The following is a 23,856-nucleotide window of genomic DNA, read 5'->3' as shown; positions in this document are numbered from 1 at the left end:
GTCTTTTTTCTTAAGTTAATTCCAGTTCCCGATCGCGACTCCGTTCGGTAGTCCGAATACTTTCGTAGGCTGCTGTAAATCGAATCATCAAGTGTTGATATTGGGTAATGTCTACCGTTGATTCCACTTGGTCACGATTGATGATAATTGACTCATCAGAAGAGTTATAGGGAATGAATCGCAGGCGATCATTATCTAACTTTTCAATAAGATAATCATTGTTTCCAGGTAACTTTTGCTCTCCAGTGCGATCGAAATAGCCATGAATTTCCTCGACCACTTCTTTTGCTTGAAAAGTCAATGGTTGATGCTCTGCCTGGTATTCGGCTTCCGCCTCGACGGTATCTTCAGTCACCTCTACAGAGGCTCTCACGGCTGCTCCACCTTTAATGTGTCCATACTGATCGCGCCTGACTCGCACAGGTGCAGCATCTTGAAGTACCTGCTCATGCAAAGTTGATGAGTCGCCCATTGCCTGCCCGGTCAACGATTCAACTTCATGGGCTGGGCGAAGCTCAACGATCGCTGGCTCTTCCACCTTTTCCCCAATCTGAGTCACCAACGTTATGTCATGCACTCGTTGAACATCAAGATTTACGGAAGGTTCTGTTGCTCTAACAGAACCTTCTGACTCAATTCCTTCTAGACTCTGCACTTGACTTGCATCAGGCAGTAAAGCATTGACCGTCACCTGTCCCTGTTCTTGATGGAAGCATTGTACGCCATTGATTTCAATATCAATCAACTCACCATCCACCACCTCAACTACCTCAGTAGATGGTAAGGCTGGACGTTCGATCGCTTGGGTCAGCATAGCCAATTGTTCTGGTGATAATTGCTCCAATTGTGATTTCAGGTCAGGCAATAGGGCAATGATGTAAGTGCCCTCGATTTGCAAGTGTACTTCTGCCCCCGCCTCAAGTTGCGGAGGCGTTGGACTACCAGACACCAGTAGCGGCTCTCGTCCTTCTAATAAGGGTGGGTTGCTTCCAGAAAGCATATTCCGTTCGGGAATAATCTCAATGTCGGTGAACGGTTCTTCTTCCGCCAGCCATGCATCCATTTCCAGAACAGGTGGCGCTTCCTCTTGCCTAGGAATGCTAAGTGGATGCTGGATTTTAGAGAGAAACTGAGTCAGAGCTTCCAGGAAAGTATTAATGTCGCTTTGAACTTTTTCAGCACTGTGCGAGGTTATATCTAACATAGTTCACCTCAAAATGCTGCTTGTAAGGTCTGTTTCATTTGTGTGTCCTTGAGTTTCTTGCCGCTAGAACCAGAGGATGGTGCATTGCCTGGTAACGGCAAAATTCGCTCGGCTTCGGCTTCTCGTTCCTCAATCATCCGCTCAGTGTAGACGCGCAACTCCTCGCGGGTCAGTTTAGGTTGAGGGCTACGATCGCTCAACCGTTGCTTAATTTTTTCGTTCCACATTCGTTTTGCCCACTCCTGTTGTTGCTCAACTGATTTGGGAATTTTGATCTTTTGTGCCATCGGAATTCCTACTTCGTCTTGTCCAGCAATTGCCGGGTTAATCAAGATGCACTTACCGGGCGGTAATCGGAGAAATTGATCGGGACTGTAGAGTTTACGAGTTCGATCGTTGTCGGAAACATTTGTGCTGGCTTTGCCGCCACTATGACCCTTTGATTTTTGCTTGAGACTGAGTTGCTCCTCGCCGATATAGTCACTTGACCACTGAGCCGATTTCAATTCCTGCGGGTTAAACCAGGCTTTTGTAGCACAGTTGGAAAGGATGGTACGCGAGAGTGATTCGCCGTAGCGTTGCTCCAGTTGACCAAAATCCTGATAGCCCATCACTGTCGTTGCACCTGCTGATCGCTGAGTGGCAAACGCTGTTGCTAGATCAATCCCGACAGTAGGGGCTTCATCCAGCAGAAACACAAACGGATCTTTGCGGGCGATCGCTACATTCCGATCCAACACCATCTGCATAATTCCGCTCAAGAATGGTGCCAGCGCGGTTTTAACCGATTTATCCATCCCAATGACCACTAACGTTTTTCCTTCCAAGGTCAATGGCAGTGTCGTTTTACCACAAAACGCATTTGCCAACCCTGGTGTGGTGAATGGGACGAATAGGTTTTGGGCTGTGCCTCGGATGCTGTCTGCTGTTTTCTCGCTACCTGATACAGAAAGGTACTGAGAGAAGGTGTTTTTGGTCAGTTTGCTTAACTTCGATGCCTGAATTCGTTTGGGCAGATCAGTCATAGTCAAAATAACCTGGCACATCATCATGTCAGGGAATTTCGTTTGCTTTGCCAATAGCAGGACAGCCTGAATCAGCAAGTCTCCCGCGATCGAAAAGAATGGATCGTCAGATGCATCGCTATGTTCCGATCTCATGCATTTGTGCATAATCGAAGCAAGCTGCCGCGCCGCCATGCCGTCCATGTCGTCAATTAAAAAGTCCAGGGGATTGCAAATTTCGGACTCGTCCATTCCAGGGGCAAAAACATGAATCTTGTATCCTGCTTTGACGGCTGTTGGCAGAATCACCGATACCAAGCTGTCGTTTGGTTCGGTGTATTTGAAGTCAAAGCAGTAAATTGGCATACTCTGCTCGATCGCAGATTGGGCGATCGGAAGTATCAAACTGGCAGTCTTACCAGACCCCGCGCCTCCTGAAACGGCTATCCCTCGTTGAGCATCTGGCAAATAGAGCGAGTTGTAAATTTTGAAGGCAACGACATTGTGCTTCCGAGCGGCAATTTGCTTGAGCGCCTTGCGTTTAGCGACTGCTCTTTCCCTCGTTCCGGCAAACCGGGCAGTAGCAAGTCTATTCTTTCTGTTAGTGCCACGCCCTAACCAGGCAAGCACCAACCATCCAATTAAGGCGATCAGTAGCATTATGCCGTTTTCCCCTTTCATTGCTGTGGCAAGAGCACCAAACTGATCGCGAATGCCGCCAGGTATTTGAGTGGACGTTGAAATGGTTTGTTGGGTATTGGCAGGAGGCATAGCTAGGCAGTTGGAGTCGCGGGAGGATGAAGGAGGGCTTTAATCTGTTCAAGGATCTGACTGAGAAGCTCAGACCAATGATTTACAGTACTGGGAATTTCAGTGGGTATAGTGGGGAGAATTTGCTTCACGGATGGCAGCATTTGAGGAGTTATGGATCGGTCTGTTCCTATCTCCAGATTGCCAACAGGCATCAACTCACCGTTGCGGTAGCTCAGGAATGGTACGGGACCAATCGCGTAGGGACTACAGGAAATTTGCTGCTGAAACTGGCAAAAGCGGAAGTATAAGGCAGTCTGTGCCTGTTTGGGTGAAACCTCTGTCACAACCACTTTGAACGCTTTCCCGAATACATTGCGTCCGGTTGGTTCTGAATGGGTAGTGGACTGAGCAACATCACTTATTCCTCCTTGTACCCATTGAGCCAAACCAGAAATCCAGCGTTTCTTTTGTAATGCAGGTGGGTCAGAAAAAGTGATGCTTGTACAACCAGCGCACGGTATTTGATAGCCGAGCGCACTACTACCAGAAATGCTGGTAGAGTCTTTCCCTAGCCTGTAAGACATCGTGGTAGGCAATTGGATCACACCACTCATGCTGCTGTCGCTTGGCGGATTAGGGAATTGTTGCCAGGGCATTTCTCGTAAGCCAGGAATATCCGTCAGCTTGGCTTCCTGCCAATGCCTGAATGCTTGTAAAGGAGCGTGGATGAGACCAGGAAGCTTATCCAGAGTGTAGCCTGTCAAGTCAAAGTTCTGAAAGCTCAATGCGCCCAGCGTTGGATCTTGCTCTAATAATTGAGGCAGAGTTTTCTCCGTCAGTCGGTAACTGGGTTTGGCTGATTTAAGCAGATCCGAAAGGGGCTTTACTGTGCTAACTGGCAACTGTTCCAATTCAGGCACAGCAAGCGCTAGATCCGCGAGAGTTTGACCTGCCAGCAGTTTGAACTGACTCAGTTTCACCAACTTGATCGGCATTTGGGTGGCAACCGCGATCGCATACAGATTGAGGTCTTGCAGTTTGAAACTGTCCTGAAAATCACCCAGAGTCAGCAATTTCTCAACGGGTTGCCCTGCTGACCATTTCTGCCCGTTGAGTGAACCGGACTGCGTGATCGCAGGTAGATTAGCGAATGATAAGCGTGACCAATCTGGAGTAACCGTTTGTTCTTGACCTCGCGTGATCATCACAGTTGGAATGGTTGCAGTTGAACTGGCTGTAGGGATCGAAGAGGGGACTTTACCGGAGGGAACTACCTCCAGTAGTGCGGCTGATAAAACGAAAGGCAACATAGTTATTTCAAAGAAGGTTGCTGTAGAAAGGATTGTGATCGAGGGGGTGCAGTTGGAGCAGACATTCCCATCTCTGCCAATTTGGATACTACTGCCAGAGACACCTGCGCCTGTTCTGCTGCTGGCTGTAATGGCATTCCATTACGTGTCAATGCCAGGAAATTCTGTACTCGCAAAACCACCGGGCTTGTGGCACTAATCAGTTGTTGAGCGATCGCTCTTTGCAGTCCCCGCTCCACGTCACTCCAGTTGACAGCCTGATCGTTACCAACAGTCAATCCACCCGATGCTTGGGAGTCTGGAGCGATCGCAAGCGTGGCGTACTGGGGAGAACCAGAGCCATATCTAACTTTAAACAGGTAGGTCTTCTTCCCATAGCGGGAACGAGTGATAACGGTTAGCAGGGTAGCTTTTGTTTCAGGTAGATTTGGGAAGTGAATACCCGTTACTCGTTTCAGATGGACGATACTAGCTCCTTTTCCAGGTGGAGCATCGAAGTCTACAACAACAGCATGAGGATCGTCTAACCAGGTGCGGGAGATAGTTTCCCCAGTGCGGGTAAAGTCAATATTCGTACCAGCACCCGCCCAAACCGTGACGCTGGCTCCATTTCCACTTAACCCTTGGGCAATGGATTGGGAGAGCGATCGCACGATGGGAGCAGCAACGACTGGAGTAATTTTAGTCACCGCTGCGATTACCAGAGGTAAAACAAAGAGATTACGAACCATGCGGTTCATAGGGCAACCTCCATTGGCGCACTGACAAAAATCGTTAACTCTCTGTTTGCTGGGATGTACCATAAATTAGGGCGTTTAAGGATTTGATCAATTTCCTGCTGTTGCCTTTGAGCAACCCGATCTGCCAGTTTGCCAAAGCCCCCTTCTAGTAATCCACCCAAGATATTTGTTTGACCATTGGAAATGGACGTTGTGGATAGGTAAGGACTGGTGGTTGTCGTTTGATTGCCAAGACGATTAAGTAATCCGCCAACCTGACCCAATGCACCTAATAGGGCAACAGTGATGTCTTTTCCAGCCAAGCGTCCTCGTTCTGGATTCTGACGTTCTGCTACCAATGGTTTGCCTGCCTCGCCTACAATCTGGATCGCCCCAAATGGAAGTTCAACAACCTGATTTCCCTTAACACTAGGGGCAACAACAGCAATTACTGACAATTGCACCATGCCGCTTTCCGAAACTGCGTTCACCTTTGCTACCATTTGAGTCCCAGCGGGTAGGGCAACTGAGCCATCGGCTGCATAAATAGGCTGGGTTAGTTGCAAGCCAAACCGTTGCGGTTGCTGTTCCGGTTTCAAATCCTGTGCCCAAATGATCGGTGTAACTAAAGTGCCTGTCGCTGTTGTGCCGGGAACGATCGCAACAACTCGTCGAGATTCACCGGACAGCAGAGCCGCTGCATCTGCCTCGTAGCGAGTATCAGTTGCTAGTTGAGTTGTAGGTTGTTCAATCGGTGGTTCAGGAATTTCATTAAATGCTGAAGTTGTGTCCGCCTCCGTTCCAAAGCTACCCAGTGCCAATGCCTTATTCCATGCTTCTTGTGGATTGACTTGTGGAGTAGGGATGGCGGCGATCGCGCCAATATCACTGCTTCTCACTGAAACTGGAGTCGGAGGCGAAAATGCTCGAAAAGGAGCAGAGTAGACAGGTGCAGGTGGGACAGAAGTGAACTGGCGAACAGGAGTAGATTTAATTGGAACTGTCTTTGACTTTTCGCCTGATTTCACTGGAATCATCTGCCGGGTTCCCATGCGTGGAGCCTGTTTAAGCACTTGTGCTTGACTACCCAAGGCAGTGACAGTTTTAAGACGACCAATCTCAGCCTGTTCTGGGTCAACCTTTGAGGTTGCCTCTGGCGCACTAGCCAAGGGTCTAGGGTTGTTCAAGTTCCTGTTCCAGTTACCGTTTAGGCTCCAGACGAACAGTCCGACCGACCCGATCGCGACTGCCATCAACACAGAGACAACTCCACCCTTTGCCATTGGGTTACTCCACAGCGGAGTTTTCGTCTTCGTCTCGCGTTCTTCTTCCAGATCTTCGTCATCCAGTAGGGGTGATTCTTCACCTTGCTGATTCGGTTCCGGTTTGGTTGCCGTCCGAGCCGCTTTGTTGAAGTCAGGCTTGTATCCAGTCATGGCAGCAAGTTCTGCCAGTTCATCCCACTCGTCTTCCTTGGGGGATTTCTCCTCAAGTTCAGGGGAATCAGAAGTTATTTCTGAGGTTGAATGCTTATTCATATCGATGAAGCTCTATTGATTGAGTTGTTGAATATCGAGGTCACGAATTTCACGAATCTGTAAGCCGCTTTCTTGAATGCGATAAACCGCTTTTTGGATAGGGCTGGAGTTGTCTGCAAGCGGATCAGTAGTGGGTTCGATCGCGGTAACGAAGATGCTTTTGTTGAAGGGAACTGCCAGCCCTTGTGGATGAGTGGAGTCAAAAATCAGCAGGCTAGCGACAATATCGACCTGCCACTGACCTACTTTCACAGGTTTGGGCACGGAGACCGACTCAAAACTGAGAACACTCTGCGCTCCGCCTGAGAACACTTCTGAAGGAGTCATCCTGGCAACCTGCTCTAAAAATGGGTTGCGAAAATCTTCTTTTAAGGCAAAGGCGGCTTGCCAGCTTGCCGTAGTAATTCGTCCGCCTGTGCCGATTGAAACGCCTGGATCTTTTACGGTGTCTGAAGTGCCTGTGGAGGCAACAGCCATGTCTTTGTTCACAGGGATTCTTGCATTCCAGGTAAACATCAGTCCGAGCGAACTTTTGATAAACTGACGAATGACCATTGGGGTGCGCTGCTCGGTATCTACAGCCTCCATTGCGACTGATCGCCCGTCCAGCAGTTGCACCATCGCTGGGGCTGGTTTACGAACCATTGACCACAGGCTAACTGCGCCACCACTGTTGATTAGTAGGTTGAGGAGTTGTAGCCCTAGAGTGCCAAGAACAAACAACGGAATCAGATCGGAAGAATCAATGAAAGGCTTCTTGTTGCCGTTGAAAATTTGCATGGTCGTTTACCAAATGAGAAGGGAGAGGAGTTACCGTCCTCGGACAGCTTTCGCACCACCGATCGCGGGAGAAAAGTGGCTGAGAGTTCCGATCGCTCGTGCCATGCCTGTGTTGATTACGTGGAAGATTGCCATGCCGCCTCCGGCTGCCAGCGCTAATGCCAAAGCTGGAGCAAGAATTGCCATGATCACCAGGAAGCCCATCGTGTCAGTGGCTTCAGCATTGACTACAACAACGGCTGCTAATCCAACGATGATGTTGTAGGACACCTTTGCCAGTCCCATCGCAAAAAAGCCAGTTAGCCATGTCCAGAGCGATTTGCCATCGAACATAAACGCGCCTGCCACCGCAAAGGGAGAAATCAGTCCGGTCAGCAACATTGAGATTTCTAGGAGATTGGTGAACCCCCACTGAAATCCCCACAACACAATTCGCACCGTCTCTTGCGCGGCAGACCCAACAAATCCGCCTAAAAAACCTGCAACTGCGAAGCCCGGAGCCGTAACGACACTCCCAACATCGCCACCCTGCACCTGAGCACCACCCACCTCGATCGCGCCTTGAATCCCGCGTTGTACGGCTCGAATCGGACCTAACAGGTTGGCAATGATTGGAAGCTCAGTTTGCACCGCCCCAATGGTTTGTTCCACCTGTTTGTTGGCTTCCTCCAGGCAGGTAATTTGTTTTTGACCCACCATGCCGTAGCACTGACTCAATTGAGCGCGAATTTCGCTGATAATTGCTCCTTGAGTGGCAGATGCAGTGATGGCATCACGGATGCGAGTGTCTAGCAGCGTCACTTCCAAAACTCGATTGGAAAGATTATGAACAACTCCGCGTAAAGTTCGGACACTTCCGGCTAGAACGAAGCCGTTATTTGCCAGCAATCCGCACAGAATGAATGCCAGTACCAAACTTTTGAGCGCTGCGGCATAGTCCTCTTCATCCACCATACGTTTGATGAATTGGAGCATGAATAAGACTAAAGCACCTGCTGCAAACAAACCAGAGTAATAGACGATCGTGGTGAATAGTGGACTATCAAAGGCGGTGAGCCAGTGCCGATTCCAGGCTTCTGCGACCTTGGTGCTGGTTTGCAGTCCTTCATCTAGAATCCGACTGGCTCCCTCGACTGCCAACAAAGATGGAGTGAACATAATGATGTGTTTCGATTAGGATTGCCTTACCCTAAACAGTCGATCTGACTGATGTATGACTGCGATCGCGCAATCATCTGACTACTTAACTAAACCGGGTAGATAGAAGCCAGCGGAGGCTCTGAGGGCGTGATCTGCGGTTGCCATCGACTCGGCGTGACTGGCACGGTTTGCCTCATCCAGGGCTTCAGAAATATTGGATGTCACAACTGAATTTGCTGCTTCCTGAGCACGAAGCGCCATCAGTTGGGCGTAACTACCTGCCTGCAACGAAGACTGATTTGCCTGAATCGCAGTCAAATTTTTCATCACGTCCTGAGTGACATCAAAACCTTGAGCTTCCTGTGCCTTTGTCTGAATGGATTGAAGCGTCATGCCTGCGGCTTCCATTTCTTGCTTCATCGCTGCCTGTCCTTCGGTGCTGAGAACAGTCGCTGCCATGCCGTAGTTTTGGAGTCTGTCCTGTTGAAACTTCATGGACTGAGCTAAAGGCACAGGGTTGATGTTAAAGCGATCTACCATCCGGGAATCAGCCGATGGAGTTCCAGCCGTTGCGCTACCAGTAACGCTTTGATCGATCGCTTCATGACTTTTGATAAAATCAGGCATTTGCAACGGACCATAAATGACACCGGGCGCGTCAGCGGCAGGCAATTCATCACCATTTCCTGCATTGCCTGTAGAGCCAGCGTCAGGCGTTCCACCGCCCCACTGCTCATCCCAAGGTTGCCGTCCACCACCAAAAACGCTGCCAAAAATGTCTCCTATAATCTTCTGAAAGGTCTGAGTAAACACCTGGAGGTATTGCTGAAGCTGTTGCTGGAACGGAGCCAGGAAGGAGCCTAAAGTACGATTGATTCCGCCCACGACATCGTTAATTGGCTCCAGGATGCTGTCTTGCACGTCATCAATCACGGTTCCGACCTGTTGAATCGGATTTGTGATCTGACCTGTCACCTGATTCACGGTCTGCTGAATGGTGTTTGAGAGTCCATCTAACACTCCGGCTTTGGCATATTGGGGGAACAGCGTTCCTACAAATGCTGCCAAAGTAAGCATGTAGATCAGCACCCGCAACTTTGCCTGGTTGACGGGTTTGAGTTGTTTGGGTTGTAAAGGCTTAGTTGACATGGGCTAGGACCATCGCGGGAGAAAGGGTGTCTGAAACGGTTTCCTGCTGACTAATTTGGTCGAGGCTGGAGCCGTTGCGAATTGCTGCCACATACTGCTCGGAAAACTTTGCCATGCCCAGCAGCTTGTTGTCTGGATACTGTGCCAGCACACGGGCACGGGCTGCTTGCTCATCCGGGTTGTTGGCAACGCTGGCAATTTGAATTGCGCCAGGATAGTAGCGACAGTAGGTGTAGGTGCCGTCAATATCCAGGAGCCAGTTGGAGTAAAGTTCCGACCGTTTTGGGAAGAAAAATTCACTGGCATTCCGGGCGATAATCGTGCGCTCGTATGACAGCCATTTGATAAACGCCTCGATCGCCAGAGGTTGAATCCGTCCAATCAGTCGTGTGTTCATGTTTTGCATAATCTGTTGCCCTGCAACCGAGTTCATGATGGTATCCGGGTCTTGAGCCGACAGGAATACCCGAATACCTGCCTTCGCACCGTTGGCACACAAACGACCAATCAACCGGGCGATCGTGTTGTAAGCAAACAGAATGGGAGACTCATCAATAAAGAAAATCGATTTGGGCGATTCCAACGCACGACGTAATGCCGCAGAATAAGCACTAAGCGAGAGAATGGCGGCTTCGTTTTCGTTGGACAGGTTCCGCAAAGCGAATACGATTAACTGGGCATCCGTTGGGAATGAAGACGGACGACCAATCGCCCGCCCCACCCGTGAGTTTAGCCAATATTCCAGTTGCAGCAGAATTTGGGATTGAGCATTGCGGATCTGTCCGGTGTCAGCATCCACGTTTAAGCTCTCTGTCGTACAGAACCCTAAAAAGTCCTGTAGTGTAGGAGTTTCAGCCCAGGCAGAACTTCCAAATCCGTCCTCTAACGCCTGATCGTAACGACGACGAATACCAGGGTCTTTGAAGAAGTTATTCAAGGCTCGACCGATGAGCGATCGCACTGTCTGCTCCAACATCGCATCGTGTTGGACAGTGGGCAGCACCATCGTTACCAGCGCCCCTTCCAAAAAGCCCTTGTAATCTTCAAACCGTTCTCGTTGCTGTTCATCTGGTAGATGCCGCAAGTCAGGCATCTCCATCAGGTTGTTGCTCTGTCGCCCAATGTCGAAGTAAGCTGCACGAGGAGTGAGAAACTCAGCATAGTCTGAAAAGGTTGAGGTGCCGTCTGGTTTGGGGTAGTCTAAACAGACGATTGGGTAGCCTTCGGAAAGGAATTGAGTCATCATGCCCGACACCAGCACCGACTTGCCAGAACGGGTGGTGCCAAATGCCGCAATGTTGCGATGCTCATTGGTGAAGTCGATTTTGACTGGACTGCCTCCTTCATCCGCAATCAGTTCAAACCCGGTTCGGTTGCCAGGGTTGGTCAAAGTGAGAGGAATGAGTCCAGGTGCTTCATTAGTCAGATAAGTGAGTTGACGCTTAAACGGCGCACCGAGCAATTTTTCCCAGGAAGTTGGTAAGGTTTGGAGCCAGATACGCCATGCGATCTCGGTTTCTCGCACGACTTTAGCCGGGAGTTGGAAACATTCAGACATCGCATCGCAGGCTTCTTCCAGTTGCGATCGCGTGTCTCGGTGAACCAGCAGCACCGTTGCAACATTGACAGGGATGTACCCTTCGTACAGCTTTGCCTGAGCATCTACAGACCGCCTCACTTTGATTTGCGCGGCTACATCAATTGATCTCGACTGTTCCGCTAATTGCGCTGACACATTCGACTGCTTGAGAATCCGTTGCATATTGGTTCTCAGCAGCGTGGTGTTGCGAGGCGTGATCTGACAGACAATTTCCGTATCAATAATGTGAGGGCGACAGAGCGCTTCCCACAGATACCGCAGTTGGGCTTTTTGATTCAGAAATCCACCTGGTTTGGCGCTAAATGTTAGCACTCCCACGTACTTGCCCTTCACTTTCACCCACTGGCGATCGGCAATGGGAACCGATTCCTGCCCGTGTTCACCTTGAATTAAAACAGTTGTTGAGTGAACATCATTTTGCACCACTTCACTCAATCCCTTGTCATTTAGGATCAGATGTTGGGGCACGGGCGGCGATGATGTAGTGTTGAGGCGACACCAGATTTGCTCCCACAGTTGACCTACACTCATGGGCTTTACATCTAGCCCCATCTTGATATTGAGCAATTGTTCCCAGCGCAAGTAGCCTTCAGAAAAAGCTCGTTGTAGCATTTCCTCATAACGTTGCTGGATAACGTGATCCCCCTTACCTTTGAAGGTTTCCCAGACTTCTACACCCTTCGCCAATACCTTCTCGATCCAGTCCGCATCACCCTTGACCTTCTGGTTTGGCTCGATCGTGTAGGTGCAATACAGATGCAGAGTCTTTGGCTTGCGGGTGCCCGATTCCTTTAGCTCCTGCCCCCTGGCTTTCTCGCTCATGAGCAGCAGGCGCAGTTCAGAAGAGGGGGTTTGCTCCAGTAATTGATCGAGTTGCTGCTGGCGATCTCTATCGGTAGTGAAGCTAGATAGGTGAACGGTCAGGCGCTCTCCACTCGGTAGCTCTTTGAGTGCGGCTTCAAAGCTGCGAAGGGTTGGGGGAATTTGATCGGGTCTGAGGGTATCATGAACGCCAGTGCAGGCAAATCCAAAGACGAAGCAAAAGCGGTTTTTGCCTTTCTGAAGTAATGCCGCTCCAACACTTCTGCCCTTAAGCTCAATCTGAGCAAATCCTGCGAGGGCGTTGTAGTCTTCAAATGCACTCAGGGTGACAGATTGTTTTCTATCTTTTTCAATCACTGTCACCCGTTGCTTACCAACTTTTGATTTCATTACCGTACTCTTGTCCCTCTAGATTTTTTGGTGCGTCTTCTAGGTCTAGGAACCTGATTTACAAATTTCTGTACCTGGGTCAGCATGGTGTAAGACAGGTGTCCTCGTGTCCAGTTGGGTGTGGTGTAAAACTTGGTCAAGAATCGCCAACTCTCATTGCCAGTCAGTACCCACCACGTTGCTGCACCCCATACTGCTATTAGTCCGGTTGCCCACCAGTTCAGTCCCAAGAGACCCTGGCAAATTAAATAAGCAAGAATGGCAATGATGATCCAAGGAATCACCTGCTCTCCTGGAATCGGTCCTAACTGCGGTTTGGCATTAAGGATCTGGTTGACTGGAATAAATTCATCAGAGGTTTGATCGCGTTCAGTAGACATTGTTTAAGCCAGCTATAGAGAAAGAAAGGGAAAGAGGGAGTTCCTCTTTCCCAAAACAGTTTTGTCAATTGAAATTAGGGAACACCACCGCCACCGTTTGCACCTTCCACAATCAGCGCGCTGAGCGCATCACCAATGACAACGCAGAGCACGACGATGAGAGGAATACGGGCAGCGGTAGACCAGTCTTCGTCGTTACGAAAACCATTGACAACGCGCACCAAGGCAACTCCGATATAAATGACAAAAATGACGCGCAGAACGCCAAACAGCAACGGAACTAGGGCTGTCGCACCAGAAGCCGCTCCAACAGCCAGAATTTGCTGGAGATATTGTTCAGCTTGGACGAAGAATGCTGCTTGAGAGGGCAGGGCGGCGCTCATCCACGCTCCCCCAGCGAACCCAACCGTTAACCAGGGCAGCTTTTTCTCGCTCAGATTTGCTTTCTTCAGCAGCCACTTCCATAGGCGTTGGCACTGTTCGTTACTGCGAATAATGGTTTTAACCACCTGAACAGTTAAACCTGCAATCAGTGAACCGACTACAAAGGTGGGGGCATGGAGTACCAGATTCAGTCCTAAAATGCCGCCAGAAACCAGCCAGGGAGCAAGCTTGCGGAGCTTTGCACGAAACTCCGTGGAGAACCAGTGCGATACCAGCGAACGAACACCCGACACTTTTTGGAGTTGAGGTTGGACGATCGCAAGAGGAGCGGTAATTGTCGGCGATAACTCTAAAGCGCGTCGTGCAAATTCCTGCTCAAAAGCGATTTGGGATGTGATCTCAGGTTTAGCAAGAAGTTCAGTTATATGAATCGTCATGAATTACTCTCAAATGGTTTAGTGAAAGTTGAGGTAGGAATTGAACTACTCAACTGAAATAGAGAGTAAAGAGCAGATCTGACGCTCATATGACTGCGATCGAACAGAAATCTGACTCTGGAAAAAAGTTGCCTCAATGTCAATAAGCTCTTTTTTCTTTTGGCAATTCTTCAAAAGAGTGAGCAGAATAGATATCTGAATTCACCTGGTACAAACGTTTCACAATTTACCACTGTAGTTCTCGACGCATTTGTTTGATTCATGAATGTTCTAGTGATTGAAGATGAACGCAAGATCGCTTTTGCGGTGCGCTCTAGTTTAGAAGCTGAAGGATTTAACTGTTCGGTTGCCTACGACGGCGAGGATGGGTTGCGCCAGTTTAAACAGCATCAGCCTGAGGTAGTCGTGCTGGATCTGGAGTTGCCTAATATTGATGGATTGGAGGTCTGCTCCCAAATTCGGCAGTCTAAAACTCAAAAAGACCCCTTTATTGTGATGCTGACGGCGAGGGGAACGGAGGTTGACCGCATCATTGGCTATTCCACAGGGGCGGATGACTATATTCCCAAACCGTTTAATACCAAAGAATTAACCGTCCGAGTCCGAGCAGTAACGCGGCGTGCTTCACGGCGGCAGCAGCCTCAACAGAATCATATCGAAACTCCCCATTTTTTGATTGACCGTGAAAAGCGGGAAGTTTTGGTGGAGAAAACAGAAGATGGGGAAATTGAAGAGGTGCATTTAACCACGCTCGAATTTGAACTGCTTTTCTTGATGGCAAGCCGTCCTGGAAGAGTTTGGGAGCGGGCGGAGCTTCTAGAGACGATATCGGGCATAGATTACGCGGGTGAAGATCGAGCGATCGACACTTACATTGGGCGGTTACGCATGAAAATTAGCCCCGCCAAGCAGCGCGATCGCTTCATCAAAACAGTAACGAGCGTAGGCTACAAATTTGAGGACAAATGAATCTACATCTACGACTATGGCTGACCAATCTGCTGGTTCTAGTAGTTGGATTAGTCGGTGCAGCAACGATCGGACATGGTTATAAATCAAAACAGTTTCCTAAGCAGGTCTCTCGCCTAGAGTCGCGTTACCAAAGCAAGGAGAGTAGTGAGGGAAAGGCTCCCAACCCGGATATTCAAACCTTTTCCCTAGATGCGATCGCTCTGTTTGATCGGATCAACGATCGAGGGACGGCATTTGCCCTCGGTGCAACTCTCATTGGAGTCAGCGGGTTAAGTCTGGGTCTGACTCATTCCATCTTGCGTCCCCTGCGACAGATTGATCAAGCAGCCAAACGATTCAACTCTGGCGATATGGCTGCCCGTGTTCCACCCAGCAACATTCCTGAGATTCACCAATTGGGTTTGACCCTCAACAGCGTGGCGAATCACCTGCAAGGCTTGGAAGAACGGCGGCAACAGCTTGTTGGCGATCTGGCACACGAATTGGGCACCCCGCTAACAATCATCCAAGCCTATGTTGAGATGCTTGAGTCCGGTGTTATTCCAATTTCTTCAGACATCTGGAAAGAGTTGCTTGAGGAAACTGCGAGGATGAGTCGGCTACTGGAAGACCTTGTAACCTTGTCCAAGATAGAATCGGGAGGAATGCCTTTGCGATTGCAGGCGGTTTCACCCTACCCGCTGATCAGACGAGTGGTTCGCATCTTTAAGGCAAGAAAGTGGCAGAACAACTGCACCTTAGAGTTAGACTGTCCCGCCGAACTGCCTCAAGTTTTTGCTGACCCCGATCGCTTCAGGCGAATTTTGAATAACTTGATCAGTAACGCTTTGACCTACACACCAGAAGGAACAGTGACTGTTCAGGTACAGGTAATTGACGATGACCTATGGATTGCAGTCAAGGACACAGGAATCGGTATCTCTAAAGCAGATCTTCCTCATGTATTTGAACGATTTTGGCGCTCCAAAGACTCGCGCCATCTTCGTCACGACGGTAGTGGCATTGGGCTTGCGATCACAAAGCGTCTGGTGGAGGTAATGGGAGGCATGATTGAGGTGTCAAGTGAATTAGGCGAGGGCAGTACCTTCCGGTTCTCGTTACCGTTAGCCGGATCAAAGAGCGAACGAGCAAAAGGAGTAGGATAGTAGTCTTAGCAAGGGAGAGCGATCGCTCTCCCCTTGCTGAAACCATTTAATTGAATTACAACTTTATTTTATGACAACCCGTCTTAAGCCCTCAATGCTACTTCTCAAAGGAATTCGGGTACAGCAGGTTGATTACCTCAGGCTGTTCAAGTTCACCGAAGAACTGGGTGAACACTTGCAAATCCTCCTTGACAATGAAAGGCTGATGTCCTGACTTCAGAGGAAGCCATTGAGTTAGAGGCGATTGAAGAACTTGATGACATCTTTAGCTACATCAATGCTGCGATCGCTGCTCAAGCGACTGGTCATTCCTAAAGCTCTCTATGAAACCGTTCGGCAACGCGCCCAATCTTGGTGCGAATATTGCCACTATCCTGAATTGCTGAGTTCTGCGCTTCTTTCCATTGACTACATTCAACTCCAATCCCTCAGTAAATCTTGCCTTGGCTTGTCGTCGCTGCAATGAAAGGTGCTATAACTTCACGCTTGGAATTGACCCGGAAAGCAATTTGGAAGTGCCTCGATTTAATCCACGCCAGCAGAAATGGTCAGATCGTTTTATGTGGTCAGCAGATGGTTTACGAATAATTGGTAAAGCTTCTACAGGAAGGGCAACCTGTAGCCATTTGAACTTGAACGATGAGCGCCGTCAGGACAGTTTTATTCAGAATGCTCGACAACAGTGGATAGTGGACTGCACCCGCCTAATGACGACCCGCACCAGCAGAACTTAGAAGAATTGTGAGTGATTAAGCGGAAAAAACCGAAATATTGCCTGTCCAATGATGTCCTTGCGAGGGAGAAAACCCCATATGTGCGAATCGTAGCTGTGATTGCGGTTATCGCCTAAAACGAAATAGGAGTCTGCTGGAACTTTAACAGGTCCGTAGCTGTAATCGGCGGAATTTTGCACGTATGGCTGAGTGATTTCCTGTCCATTGATGAAACCCGTTCCTCTGCTGATTGCAACGACATCACCGGGAATTCCAATTACTCGTTTGATCATGTCATCATTAAGGTTTCTTGCCTTCAATTCCGGTGGAGCCTTGAACACCACGATGTCTCCCCGTTTCGGTGGATGCAGTCGGTAGATCAGCTTCTCCACGATTAAGCGATCGCCTACCTGCAAAGTCGGAATCATCGACTCAGAGGGAATGTAACGGACTTCAGCAACAAAAGTGTGAACTCCAGCAGCAAGCAACAATCCACAAACAGCAGTTTTGGTCGCTTCCCACCATTCATTACGATTAGAACGACGGTTAATAGGAGCAGGTTGAAGGATAGTCATGGTTGAATGACGAAACGAGTATGGTTTTCTCCCCAAGCGTTTTTGCGTTGGGCTTTGGCTTTGGCTTGCGCTTGTTGTAGCCCTTGGGTAGTTTGTTGAGACAGGTGTGGGAGTTGAGCGGGATCTAGCTTTGCTAGCCCATCCGCCAGTAGAATCTCTTGCAGCAAAGTGCCGTTTGGTAACGCGACGATCGCTGCGATCTCTCCCGGTTTGATCGGCTGAACGTTGAGCAAAAAGACTTGTGCGTTTGATGCTTTCAGCAGCAGTGCGATCGCTCCTGCTGCCTGACTCTGCCATTGCTCATTTGCTACCTGAAGCCCGATCAGACGGACTTTGATGGCAGACTTTTCTGGACTGCGAACTGTAAGCGTGAGAGTGGGCTTGAGGGAGATCGATTCCACTATATAGGTCGAAGGATTCTGGGGTTTGGTGAACACCTGCAATAGTCCCATTTGCTCTCCTTTCATCAGCAAAGCAGGAACTCCCAACTTGATTCCTAACGGCAATAGCAACATGGTTCCAAATAAAACCGCATAGTGTAACTTCATACCCATCGAACCAGTCTGTTGATAAAGTTGAAATCTTTGAGTAACACCGCTTTGATACGCTGACGCAAGGAATGCTGAGTGGGCTGACTTTGCCTGCATCCTTCCAGAATTTGCTGCAAATCTGCAACTCCGATTTCTGCCGCAGTCAGATGTAACTCCACCCGTCGCAGTTCATCTAGCGATTGCCGTGTGCTTGGACGGCTAGACAACACTTCAATCAGGCTATAGGCAGAATCTACATGATCACTGAGAGCTTCAATGAGTGTGGAATCACTCTGCTGGTCAAACAAGTCATCCAAAGTTACATCTGAAGAAAGTATTTTAGGATCAACACCCAACTCACTGAGCATCGCGTCCAGTTGGGCAATAGCATCCTGGTTCGCAGAAGACTCAGAATTACTCGCATCAGTCTGTTGGATCAATTCGTCATTCATCTCGCCAGTTAGGGCTTGCACCATCTCTTTAACCGTCGCTTTATCGTTGTCGCTTAGGTCTTTGCCAAAAACGGTTTCACTCAGCAAGGTGTTGAGTAAGTTATCAATTGGAAGTTGTTGGGTCATAGTGGTAACAAATGCCAATGGTGATTAACAAACTCACCTTATGCAATCAATCTGACTCTCGTATGGCAGCGATCTCACGGTGATCTGACTACCGCTCAAAATCGTGATCTAACCGATTTTTCTCTGGTAGGTCAAACTCTTTTATGCTCTGCTGTTGCAGCAACTCTTCCTGTTTAAGCCGCAACCAAGTTGCCCATTCCTGAAAATGATAAACGTCTGTTGAGGTGATGCTTCCGACATGTTGTGAACCAGTCAACGTCTGCGGTGAATCTCCATTGAAGTGCTGGCGACTGGTAGACGCTAAACGCTCCATGCCTCGCTGCACCCAAAGCGTATCTTCTATTGGGTTGTAGCTAATGCTGTAGTCATCCAAACCGATGATGTAGCTTTGCTGTGCCTGGTCGTACTCGATCGCTTCAAAGTCGTGCCGAAACGCCAAAATGAACTCTGCATTGGAGAGGAGATGGTCTACCAATTGCTTTTGCGTTTCCTGGTCTGCTGCTTCTGAGGAATCAGAAATGGGCGATCGCTTGTCAAGTTTGTCAAGCCACAGATAGACCGATGCCCAAGCATTCAGATCAGCCGTAGTTAGTGCAATCCCGTCCTCACGTTTCAGGTCATAGTCTCCGGTCGCAGCATCTTGGCTGATTAGGTAAACAATGTTGTCTACCTGTACCCGGTAACAATCCTTGGTGCTCTCGACGGCAAGTTTAAAAGTGGCTGCACCTTGACTGGCATACCACTGAAACAGTCGAGCGGTGCTACCAGGAACTTCAACCTCAGAAGCGGCAGGCTGAGGAACTTCCTGAGTATCGAGCCATTGCCCCAATTCGTGAAATTCCTCAAACTGTTGGTCTGTGATCTCCTGGCTACTTTTAGCGAGAAATAATTGCTCATGCCAAGATAGCTGCCAGGAGCCATCCTGATTGACCATCAAAAATTGATCGGATTGTGGGTTGTAAATCAGCGTGTGTTCTTTACCCTGGTAGTACCAGTCATCGCCTAATTGCTCTACCATGCCCCAAGATTGTGCCAGGGCAAAAGTCCGCTCTAAAATCGGGCGAATTTGAGCGGCTCTTTCCCCTTGTTCTTGCAAGTCGGACATTATTTACCTCCTTTCTGTTGCTCAACTGGAAACTGTTGAGGACTGGATACTCTGAACCAAAGCGGCATAATCTGTAAAAGCAGTACCGTGACTCCAACGGTTAGAAAGATTTCCAGTGCCTTAATGCCGAGAGCGTTCCAGTTCCCAATCGTCATCGGCTGCGATTGCACCTGATTCTGTTGTAAAGGTTTCAATCTGTTCTGTTGCATAATTTCCGTGGATGCTTCTATCTCCTGCAACAAGGTCATCAAGTGAACGTCCATCGCTTCCAGTCTTCGGCTCTGGTCTTCTAGTTTCCGCCGTAGCAAAAACATCGCTCTGGGTATCGGTTTGACCCAGCGATTCAATTCCTCGATCTGGGATGCTGTCGCCAAGTTGGGTTGCTCCGATTTCCAGTCCTGCCAGATGTCCTCCAGCGGTTCGGTGCTGGTAGCTGGAGGCAGTTGCTCGGAGTTTATCGCGGAAACGAATAAGGGCGTTGGGGTTGTAGGTTGAGTCGGTGGACTGGCTGGATTGGTTACTGCTGTGGCTGAGGGCTGTTTCAGCAAGGTTGGGGGTTGGTACTTGGCTCTCTCTCGCATTTCTGGAAAGTACATCGTGAACTCCTTTGGTATATTGACGTTGTCCCTGAGTGTTGGAGCAAAGAATTAGGCTGGGGTGATAGTCGATCGCAGCATCGATCTCGGTGATGCTGGCTTGTCCGGGCGGCAGCAGGGCGAGGTGTTCAATCTCCTCTCGTCGGAAGACAGGTTTGAGCATTTGGTCGATCGCGGCTTGTACCGCAGTTTGAGCCATGAGACTCGTTGGTTGGACTGCCTCTCCTGTTTGAATTGGTTGAATCTCTGATCGCAACGCTTCCTGCCGCCATCGTTCTACCAGTACTGACCAGGGAACAGATTGCTTCTCCTGCCTACCCGATGTGAAGGTAATCCAGGCTTTTTTACGGCTACTGGCATTTTCTCCAGCGATCGCCTCAATTTGCTGGGCACGTTTGCTGAACTGACCCATCTGACTGGAAGAAAACCCATCTAACTCCCACAGCCCGTGTCGAGAATGTATTACTTGAATGCCATACCCTAATGCTTGAATCCGGAGCGCCAATTCGTTGCGGTAAATTTTCCCCAACAGCATTTTTGCTCGATAGATTGCCTCGTTATCAAGGCTCTGCCACCTGCCATCAGGTCGTTGCTGGAGGTTGAGGATCAGGTTGTGGGTGTGGAGTTGGGGGTCAAGCGCCCTGCTGCTTTCGTGATGGAACTGAGCGATCGCCAATTGTCCGGTGAGAATTTTCTGTCGCTGCTTGTCTTTGGTTAATCGGGTGAGTGCATAGCGATCCTCCAAAAACGACAGCATCTGTCCCGTTGCCTGTCGATGAGCTTCCTCTAATCGACTATCACCGAAAACCAGAGCTTGAATGCTGATTGATTTAGGCGCACTCGTTGTCAGATCAATTCCAGCCCGTTCTAAAGGAACTTCCTTCCCTTGAGATCGAGCGTTTTGCTGCCAGCCGTGCAGCCGAGATTTATTCAACAGTGGTTCATCCGTTGGAGTACACCCGTGTAGCAAGTGAGCCAAGGCATCGGAAGTCACCTCCCCTTTTATTCCCAATACTTCTGTCAACTTGCCACACCAATTGGAGGCTTGCTGTTGCTCTTTGTCGGTGCGGTTTCCTTCCTGGGTGTAGTAGCGACTCCCATGATTTGGGGTGACATTAACGATTGAGACGACCATCACCTTCCAGATATTGTTTTAGTTGAATATGAATTTCATCCAAAAAGTTTTGCTCCTGCGATCGCCCCTCTTCAAAAGTTACAGCAATAAGCTGGCGCTCATTTAGGAGATGCAAAACCTCCAAAAATGCTTCAACCCGTTGAAAGAGAATGGGAATTTGAGTGCGATCGCTGCCCATTACCTGGCTAATCTCTGCCAATCGTTCTACAACTTGAACGAGTAGCTTGCCCAACTCAGACATCTGTGTTTCTGTTTGCTGGAGTCGAGCATAGAGCGGTTGCAGGGCTGCGCGGAGTTGAGGCTCGATCGTGGGTTGGACGGGAATGCCATCCTCAACCAGTTGACGCACCTCCTGTTTTAGTGCATCCAGTTGGGCTTCCACCTGCGCCATCTGGTTACAAAATTGCTCCATTGTTGGATCAGTCGTTACTTCAGGCATTGTGGGTAGCTTTTGAGAGTTGGCTGGTGGTTGAGTAGATCGGTTAGGGTCACTCTGGTGGGATGGGTGATCTGTCATAGCACTGGACTGCTTCTGGGATTGCACCTGTTGCCGATAGCGATTCCTGACAACATGAGCAACTGGGATTTGTTGTTGCTCTGCTTGCCCCTCCACTTCAGCAACTTCCTCCTTGGAAAGGGTGATGTAATATCTTTTGGAATCTTGGTTGGACATAGGGTTTGAGAACTGAGCATCTAAAAATCGCTGAGAGCATTTGAGGAAAGTAGCTACGGGCATCCATGAGCAACTGAGAGATGCTACGAGTTACTCAGAGATGCAGCACCTGGGAGCATCCGCATCTCAAAATTGAGGGCGTTAGGTGTGAAGGGCAAAGGACGAGCAACTGCATCTAGGTGCAACTGTTATCTTGTAGCCCCACACGATATACACCTGATCTGACTCGCATCTGACGATGATCTGACTGAAGACTCACAATTTGCTCTTGTTGGTAGTCAGGTGAGGGTGCGATCTCAGTCATATCCTGGTCAGATCAACTTTTTAAAGTAGGCAGTGTTGGTTGGGCAAAGGGATATAGATAGGTGTTTTTGGTGTTTCGTTCTCCCGTTGGGTTCTATCCAAGTTCCAATTGAGTTCCACCAATTACCTCTATCTAACCTTTGCCCATAACCGAGTTCTATCCGAGTTCCATTCGGGTTCCATCAATCGCAGGATTCAGCAATGGTCAGCTTTTCAACCGTTTCTTCGGCTTCGTCTCTGGAGCATCGCAAACCAACTCTGTATTTAGCAGGTGACCTTGGCAAGTCTGCCTGCAAGTTCCTGTATTGGTGGCAGGATCGAGAGTTCCAACCGCTTTGGCTCGGCTCTGATGTGGTGGAAGGAGTCAGTGATACGACTTTGCGTAAATTTGATGCGGCAGGCGACCTAGCAGAAGCCGCTTGGCTCAAGGTTGGAGATAGCACTGTGTTGGTGGGCAACTCTGCGATCGGGTATGGCTCCAGCTTTGCAGCGGACAAAGTGCGGATCGCGGCGTATCAAGTTGCGGCGGCTTTAGGTTTGGCAGCAGTTCAAGCGGGAGTCAAGAACTACAATGCAGTCGTCTCCCTGGCATTGCCACTGAACGAATTTCGGTATCGCAACGATGTCGCTGCAAAACTGCAAGAGATTGGTCAAGAATTTATCTTTTGTGGACGGCAGCAGCAGTGTGCGATCGCTCCTTCGTTCTATCCGGAGGGAACGGGACTTTATCTGCTGCATCGGAAGGAAAGGGAAGGGATAACCGCAACTCCCTACACCCGGCGAGTAGTCATCCTGATGATGGGACACCGCAACCTGTCGGTGTTGGTCTACGAAGGAGGTAAGCTCAACGCCAATCTGTCGCAAACCAGCGATACTCTTGGCTTCTGGAATTGCTTTAAGGCAGATGCATCGGCAACGGGGATTCGAGAAACCGATTACAACTCCCTGCTGGCAGCACTGACGACTGATAATGCTCAACAGCTTTCAAAAGTTGAAGGCGGATTGAAGGATTTTGGCATAGCAGTTGCAGCAATCAGGCAGGGCGAGATGAAGCGCCTAGAGGCATTTTGCCGGGATAATCTGATCGATCTGCTGGTTGGCACGAACCAAACCGATATTGTGATCGGAGGGGGTGTCGCTCATGTGCTTCGATCGGAACTGCGCGACTACTTCACCAGTTTGGGACTGGCGGAGAACCTGTACTTTGCGGATGCGAATGGCGGACGATTATTGACGTTAGCGGAAGAAACCCGCAATGCTCACGGCGATCTGGCGCGTCCAATACGGTTTGCTGATGCCTATGGTTTAGCTCAAGCACTTGCAGGTAAAGTGCGTCGTGGTTAAGGAGGAGCAAAAATTATGCCTGCAACAAGCAAAACTGGACGATTACGCTCCAAGTTCATCTGCCAGGTTGAGTCTGGAACGATTCTAGCGACCGTCTTTGCCTACCTGAATGGAAATTTGGCTAAAACTTTCTCACAACGGGAAGGAAAACAACGAGCAACCGACGCACTGCTGGCATTCTGGAAACCCTATGCGTTGAGAGCGCAAAAGGCAGAGTCACAAGTAGTCCAGGAAGCGGCTCGAACATCCATTGGAGCATTGGAGCGTCAGATCCAATTGATTCGTGATGATTTTGGCATTCAGTCCCCTGTTACTCAGCCGGCGATCGATGTGGAAACGTTGATGACTATACTTATCAGTCGAATTCAACAATTCACTGGTCTGGGTCGGATGATTGGAGCCACAGCATCTGCCCCCACTTCTACATCTTCTACGTCATTTGAGTCTGTTCCTTCAGCAGAAGCAAGCGATGAGGTAATTTTTGCAGACGATGAAGATTTGCTCGGCGATTTGGCGTAGAAAACCTTAGTAGCGATCGCTACTCAAAAACTGAGCAATCAGATCCTCTTGATGTTAC

General features: G+C 49.2%; 23 protein-coding genes. 6 read left to right on the top strand and 17 right to left on the bottom strand.

The window, feature by feature from the left end:
* Positions 1 to 10: 10 nt before the first annotated feature.
* The 11 genes from AB3R30_RS15210 to AB3R30_RS15160 all read right to left on the bottom strand — a co-directional run bounded on the left by AB3R30_RS15210 (position 11) and on the right by AB3R30_RS15160 (position 13,610).
* Positions 11 to 1,204: a hypothetical protein gene (locus AB3R30_RS15210; protein ID WP_458650053.1), complete on the bottom strand. Its 1,194-nt coding sequence runs from the start codon at positions 1,202 to 1,204 to the stop codon at positions 11 to 13.
* A gap of 8 nt (positions 1,205 to 1,212) precedes the next feature.
* Positions 1,213 to 2,979 carry a type IV secretory system conjugative DNA transfer family protein gene (locus tag AB3R30_RS15205; protein WP_458650052.1) on the bottom strand — a complete coding sequence of 589 codons (1,767 nt, stop codon included), beginning with the start codon at positions 2,977 to 2,979 and terminating at the stop codon, positions 1,213 to 1,215.
* Between the two features lie 2 nt (positions 2,980 to 2,981).
* Positions 2,982 to 4,271, bottom strand: a complete 1,290-nt coding sequence (locus tag AB3R30_RS15200) for a hypothetical protein (protein ID WP_458650051.1) — start codon at positions 4,269 to 4,271, stop codon at positions 2,982 to 2,984.
* A gap of 2 nt (positions 4,272 to 4,273) precedes the next feature.
* A complete protein-coding gene (locus AB3R30_RS15195) occupies positions 4,274 to 5,011 on the bottom strand; it encodes a hypothetical protein (RefSeq protein ID WP_458650050.1) in 738 nt (245 codons plus the stop codon).
* Positions 5,008 to 6,528: a TrbI/VirB10 family protein gene (locus tag AB3R30_RS15190; RefSeq protein WP_458650049.1), complete on the bottom strand. Its 1,521-nt coding sequence runs from the start codon at positions 6,526 to 6,528 to the stop codon at positions 5,008 to 5,010. Before AB3R30_RS15190 ends, AB3R30_RS15195 begins: the two co-directional genes overlap by 4 nt.
* 12 nt (positions 6,529 to 6,540) lie before the next feature.
* Entirely contained in the window at positions 6,541 to 7,308 is a 768-nt protein-coding gene (locus AB3R30_RS15185) for a hypothetical protein (protein ID WP_458650048.1), read from the bottom strand.
* 30 nt (positions 7,309 to 7,338) lie between these two features.
* Positions 7,339 to 8,466, bottom strand: a complete 1,128-nt coding sequence (locus AB3R30_RS15180; protein ID WP_458650047.1) for a hypothetical protein — start codon at positions 8,464 to 8,466, stop codon at positions 7,339 to 7,341.
* Positions 8,467 to 8,547: 81 nt separating this feature from the next.
* On the bottom strand, positions 8,548 to 9,597 hold the full coding sequence (locus AB3R30_RS15175; protein WP_458650046.1) for a hypothetical protein: 1,050 nt from the start codon (positions 9,595 to 9,597) through the stop codon (positions 8,548 to 8,550).
* Positions 9,587 to 12,409 carry a hypothetical protein gene (locus AB3R30_RS15170; RefSeq protein ID WP_458650045.1) on the bottom strand — a complete coding sequence of 941 codons (2,823 nt, stop codon included), beginning with the start codon at positions 12,407 to 12,409 and terminating at the stop codon, positions 9,587 to 9,589. The genes AB3R30_RS15175 and AB3R30_RS15170 overlap by 11 nt, the downstream gene beginning before the upstream one ends.
* Positions 12,409 to 12,789 carry a hypothetical protein gene (locus tag AB3R30_RS15165; protein WP_458650044.1) on the bottom strand — a complete coding sequence of 127 codons (381 nt, stop codon included), beginning with the start codon at positions 12,787 to 12,789 and terminating at the stop codon, positions 12,409 to 12,411. The genes AB3R30_RS15170 and AB3R30_RS15165 overlap by 1 nt, the downstream gene beginning before the upstream one ends.
* A gap of 74 nt (positions 12,790 to 12,863) precedes the next feature.
* Complete coding sequence (locus tag AB3R30_RS15160; protein ID WP_458650043.1) at positions 12,864 to 13,610, bottom strand: hypothetical protein; 747 nt, start codon at positions 13,608 to 13,610, stop codon at positions 12,864 to 12,866.
* 261 nt (positions 13,611 to 13,871) lie between these two features.
* Here AB3R30_RS15160 and AB3R30_RS15155 point away from each other — a divergent pair, with 261 nt between their 5' ends.
* From AB3R30_RS15155 to AB3R30_RS15140, 4 genes are all read left to right on the top strand, one after another.
* On the top strand, positions 13,872 to 14,579 hold the full coding sequence (locus AB3R30_RS15155; protein ID WP_458650042.1) for a response regulator transcription factor: 708 nt from the start codon (positions 13,872 to 13,874) through the stop codon (positions 14,577 to 14,579).
* A complete protein-coding gene (locus AB3R30_RS15150) occupies positions 14,576 to 15,727 on the top strand; it encodes a sensor histidine kinase (RefSeq protein ID WP_458650041.1) in 1,152 nt (383 codons plus the stop codon). The genes AB3R30_RS15155 and AB3R30_RS15150 overlap by 4 nt, the downstream gene beginning before the upstream one ends.
* Positions 15,728 to 15,983: 256 nt before the next feature.
* Positions 15,984 to 16,193 carry a hypothetical protein gene (locus AB3R30_RS15145; protein WP_458650040.1) on the top strand — a complete coding sequence of 70 codons (210 nt, stop codon included), beginning with the start codon at positions 15,984 to 15,986 and terminating at the stop codon, positions 16,191 to 16,193.
* Positions 16,194 to 16,242: 49 nt separating this feature from the next.
* Positions 16,243 to 16,461: a hypothetical protein gene (locus AB3R30_RS15140; protein WP_458650039.1), complete on the top strand. Its 219-nt coding sequence runs from the start codon at positions 16,243 to 16,245 to the stop codon at positions 16,459 to 16,461.
* On the opposite strand, the gene lepB is transcribed toward AB3R30_RS15140, so the two are convergent.
* The 6 genes from lepB to AB3R30_RS15110 all read right to left on the bottom strand — a co-directional run bounded on the left by lepB (position 16,458) and on the right by AB3R30_RS15110 (position 21,632).
* Positions 16,458 to 17,015 carry a signal peptidase I gene (lepB, locus tag AB3R30_RS15135; protein ID WP_458650038.1) on the bottom strand — a complete coding sequence of 186 codons (558 nt, stop codon included), beginning with the start codon at positions 17,013 to 17,015 and terminating at the stop codon, positions 16,458 to 16,460. The genes AB3R30_RS15140 and lepB overlap by 4 nt on opposite strands.
* Complete coding sequence (locus tag AB3R30_RS15130; protein ID WP_458650037.1) at positions 17,012 to 17,569, bottom strand: thermonuclease family protein; 558 nt, start codon at positions 17,567 to 17,569, stop codon at positions 17,012 to 17,014. Before AB3R30_RS15130 ends, lepB begins: the two co-directional genes overlap by 4 nt.
* Positions 17,560 to 18,123 (bottom strand): hypothetical protein, encoded by a 564-nt coding sequence (locus tag AB3R30_RS15125; protein ID WP_458650036.1) that lies wholly within the window; start codon positions 18,121 to 18,123, stop codon positions 17,560 to 17,562. The genes AB3R30_RS15130 and AB3R30_RS15125 overlap by 10 nt, the downstream gene beginning before the upstream one ends.
* 88 nt (positions 18,124 to 18,211) lie before the next feature.
* Complete coding sequence (locus AB3R30_RS15120) at positions 18,212 to 19,228, bottom strand: hypothetical protein (RefSeq protein WP_458650035.1); 1,017 nt, start codon at positions 19,226 to 19,228, stop codon at positions 18,212 to 18,214.
* 120 nt (positions 19,229 to 19,348) lie between these two features.
* Entirely contained in the window at positions 19,349 to 20,959 is a 1,611-nt protein-coding gene (gene mobF, locus AB3R30_RS15115) for a MobF family relaxase (RefSeq protein ID WP_458650034.1), read from the bottom strand.
* Entirely contained in the window at positions 20,940 to 21,632 is a 693-nt protein-coding gene (locus tag AB3R30_RS15110) for a hypothetical protein (protein WP_458650033.1), read from the bottom strand. Before AB3R30_RS15110 ends, mobF begins: the two co-directional genes overlap by 20 nt.
* A 504-nt stretch (positions 21,633 to 22,136) precedes the next feature.
* Here AB3R30_RS15110 and AB3R30_RS15105 point away from each other — a divergent pair.
* Both AB3R30_RS15105 and AB3R30_RS15100 read left to right on the top strand, forming a co-directional pair.
* Complete coding sequence (locus AB3R30_RS15105; protein WP_458650032.1) at positions 22,137 to 23,279, top strand: hypothetical protein; 1,143 nt, start codon at positions 22,137 to 22,139, stop codon at positions 23,277 to 23,279.
* 15 nt (positions 23,280 to 23,294) lie between these two features.
* Positions 23,295 to 23,798 carry a hypothetical protein gene (locus AB3R30_RS15100; RefSeq protein ID WP_458650031.1) on the top strand — a complete coding sequence of 168 codons (504 nt, stop codon included), beginning with the start codon at positions 23,295 to 23,297 and terminating at the stop codon, positions 23,796 to 23,798.
* Positions 23,799 to 23,856 lie beyond the last annotated feature (58 nt).

This window comes from Sivoneniella epilithica UHCC 1019, assembly GCF_040830845.1.
In the GTDB taxonomy this organism is placed as follows: Bacteria; Cyanobacteriota; Cyanobacteriia; order Leptolyngbyales; family Leptolyngbyaceae; genus ULC077BIN1.
The sequence above is the reverse complement of the archived record's forward strand: the minus strand, read 5'-3'. Positions and strand labels throughout refer to the sequence as shown.

Excerpts from the sequence above, each read along its gene's own strand:
- AB3R30_RS15195 (WP_458650050.1), bottom strand. The coding sequence starts at position 5,011 with ATGAACCGCATGGTTCGTAATCTCTTTGTTTTACCTCTGGTAATCGCA.
- AB3R30_RS15130 (WP_458650037.1), bottom strand. The coding sequence starts at position 17,569 with ATGGGTATGAAGTTACACTATGCGGTTTTATTTGGAACCATGTTGCTA.
- AB3R30_RS15160 (WP_458650043.1), bottom strand. The coding sequence starts at position 13,610 with ATGACGATTCATATAACTGAACTTCTTGCTAAACCTGAGATCACATCC.
- AB3R30_RS15145 (WP_458650040.1), top strand. The coding sequence starts at position 15,984 with ATGACATCTTTAGCTACATCAATGCTGCGATCGCTGCTCAAGCGACTG.
- AB3R30_RS15170 (WP_458650045.1), bottom strand. The coding sequence starts at position 12,409 with ATGAAATCAAAAGTTGGTAAGCAACGGGTGACAGTGATTGAAAAAGAT.
- AB3R30_RS15165 (WP_458650044.1), bottom strand. The coding sequence starts at position 12,789 with ATGTCTACTGAACGCGATCAAACCTCTGATGAATTTATTCCAGTCAAC.
- mobF (WP_458650034.1), bottom strand. The coding sequence starts at position 20,959 with ATGGTCGTCTCAATCGTTAATGTCACCCCAAATCATGGGAGTCGCTAC.
- AB3R30_RS15205 (WP_458650052.1), bottom strand. The coding sequence starts at position 2,979 with ATGCCTCCTGCCAATACCCAACAAACCATTTCAACGTCCACTCAAATA.
- AB3R30_RS15185 (WP_458650048.1), bottom strand. The coding sequence starts at position 7,308 with ATGCAAATTTTCAACGGCAACAAGAAGCCTTTCATTGATTCTTCCGAT.
- AB3R30_RS15155 (WP_458650042.1), top strand. The coding sequence starts at position 13,872 with ATGAATGTTCTAGTGATTGAAGATGAACGCAAGATCGCTTTTGCGGTG.
- AB3R30_RS15175 (WP_458650046.1), bottom strand. The coding sequence starts at position 9,597 with ATGTCAACTAAGCCTTTACAACCCAAACAACTCAAACCCGTCAACCAG.
- AB3R30_RS15125 (WP_458650036.1), bottom strand. The coding sequence starts at position 18,123 with ATGACCCAACAACTTCCAATTGATAACTTACTCAACACCTTGCTGAGT.
- lepB (WP_458650038.1), bottom strand. The coding sequence starts at position 17,015 with ATGACTATCCTTCAACCTGCTCCTATTAACCGTCGTTCTAATCGTAAT.
- AB3R30_RS15105 (WP_458650032.1), top strand. The coding sequence starts at position 22,137 with ATGGTCAGCTTTTCAACCGTTTCTTCGGCTTCGTCTCTGGAGCATCGC.
- AB3R30_RS15150 (WP_458650041.1), top strand. The coding sequence starts at position 14,576 with ATGAATCTACATCTACGACTATGGCTGACCAATCTGCTGGTTCTAGTA.
- AB3R30_RS15120 (WP_458650035.1), bottom strand. The coding sequence starts at position 19,228 with ATGTCCGACTTGCAAGAACAAGGGGAAAGAGCCGCTCAAATTCGCCCG.
- AB3R30_RS15210 (WP_458650053.1), bottom strand. The coding sequence starts at position 1,204 with ATGTTAGATATAACCTCGCACAGTGCTGAAAAAGTTCAAAGCGACATT.
- AB3R30_RS15100 (WP_458650031.1), top strand. The coding sequence starts at position 23,295 with ATGCCTGCAACAAGCAAAACTGGACGATTACGCTCCAAGTTCATCTGC.
- AB3R30_RS15200 (WP_458650051.1), bottom strand. The coding sequence starts at position 4,271 with ATGTTGCCTTTCGTTTTATCAGCCGCACTACTGGAGGTAGTTCCCTCC.
- AB3R30_RS15190 (WP_458650049.1), bottom strand. The coding sequence starts at position 6,528 with ATGAATAAGCATTCAACCTCAGAAATAACTTCTGATTCCCCTGAACTT.
- AB3R30_RS15110 (WP_458650033.1), bottom strand. The coding sequence starts at position 21,632 with ATGTCCAACCAAGATTCCAAAAGATATTACATCACCCTTTCCAAGGAG.
- AB3R30_RS15180 (WP_458650047.1), bottom strand. The coding sequence starts at position 8,466 with ATGTTCACTCCATCTTTGTTGGCAGTCGAGGGAGCCAGTCGGATTCTA.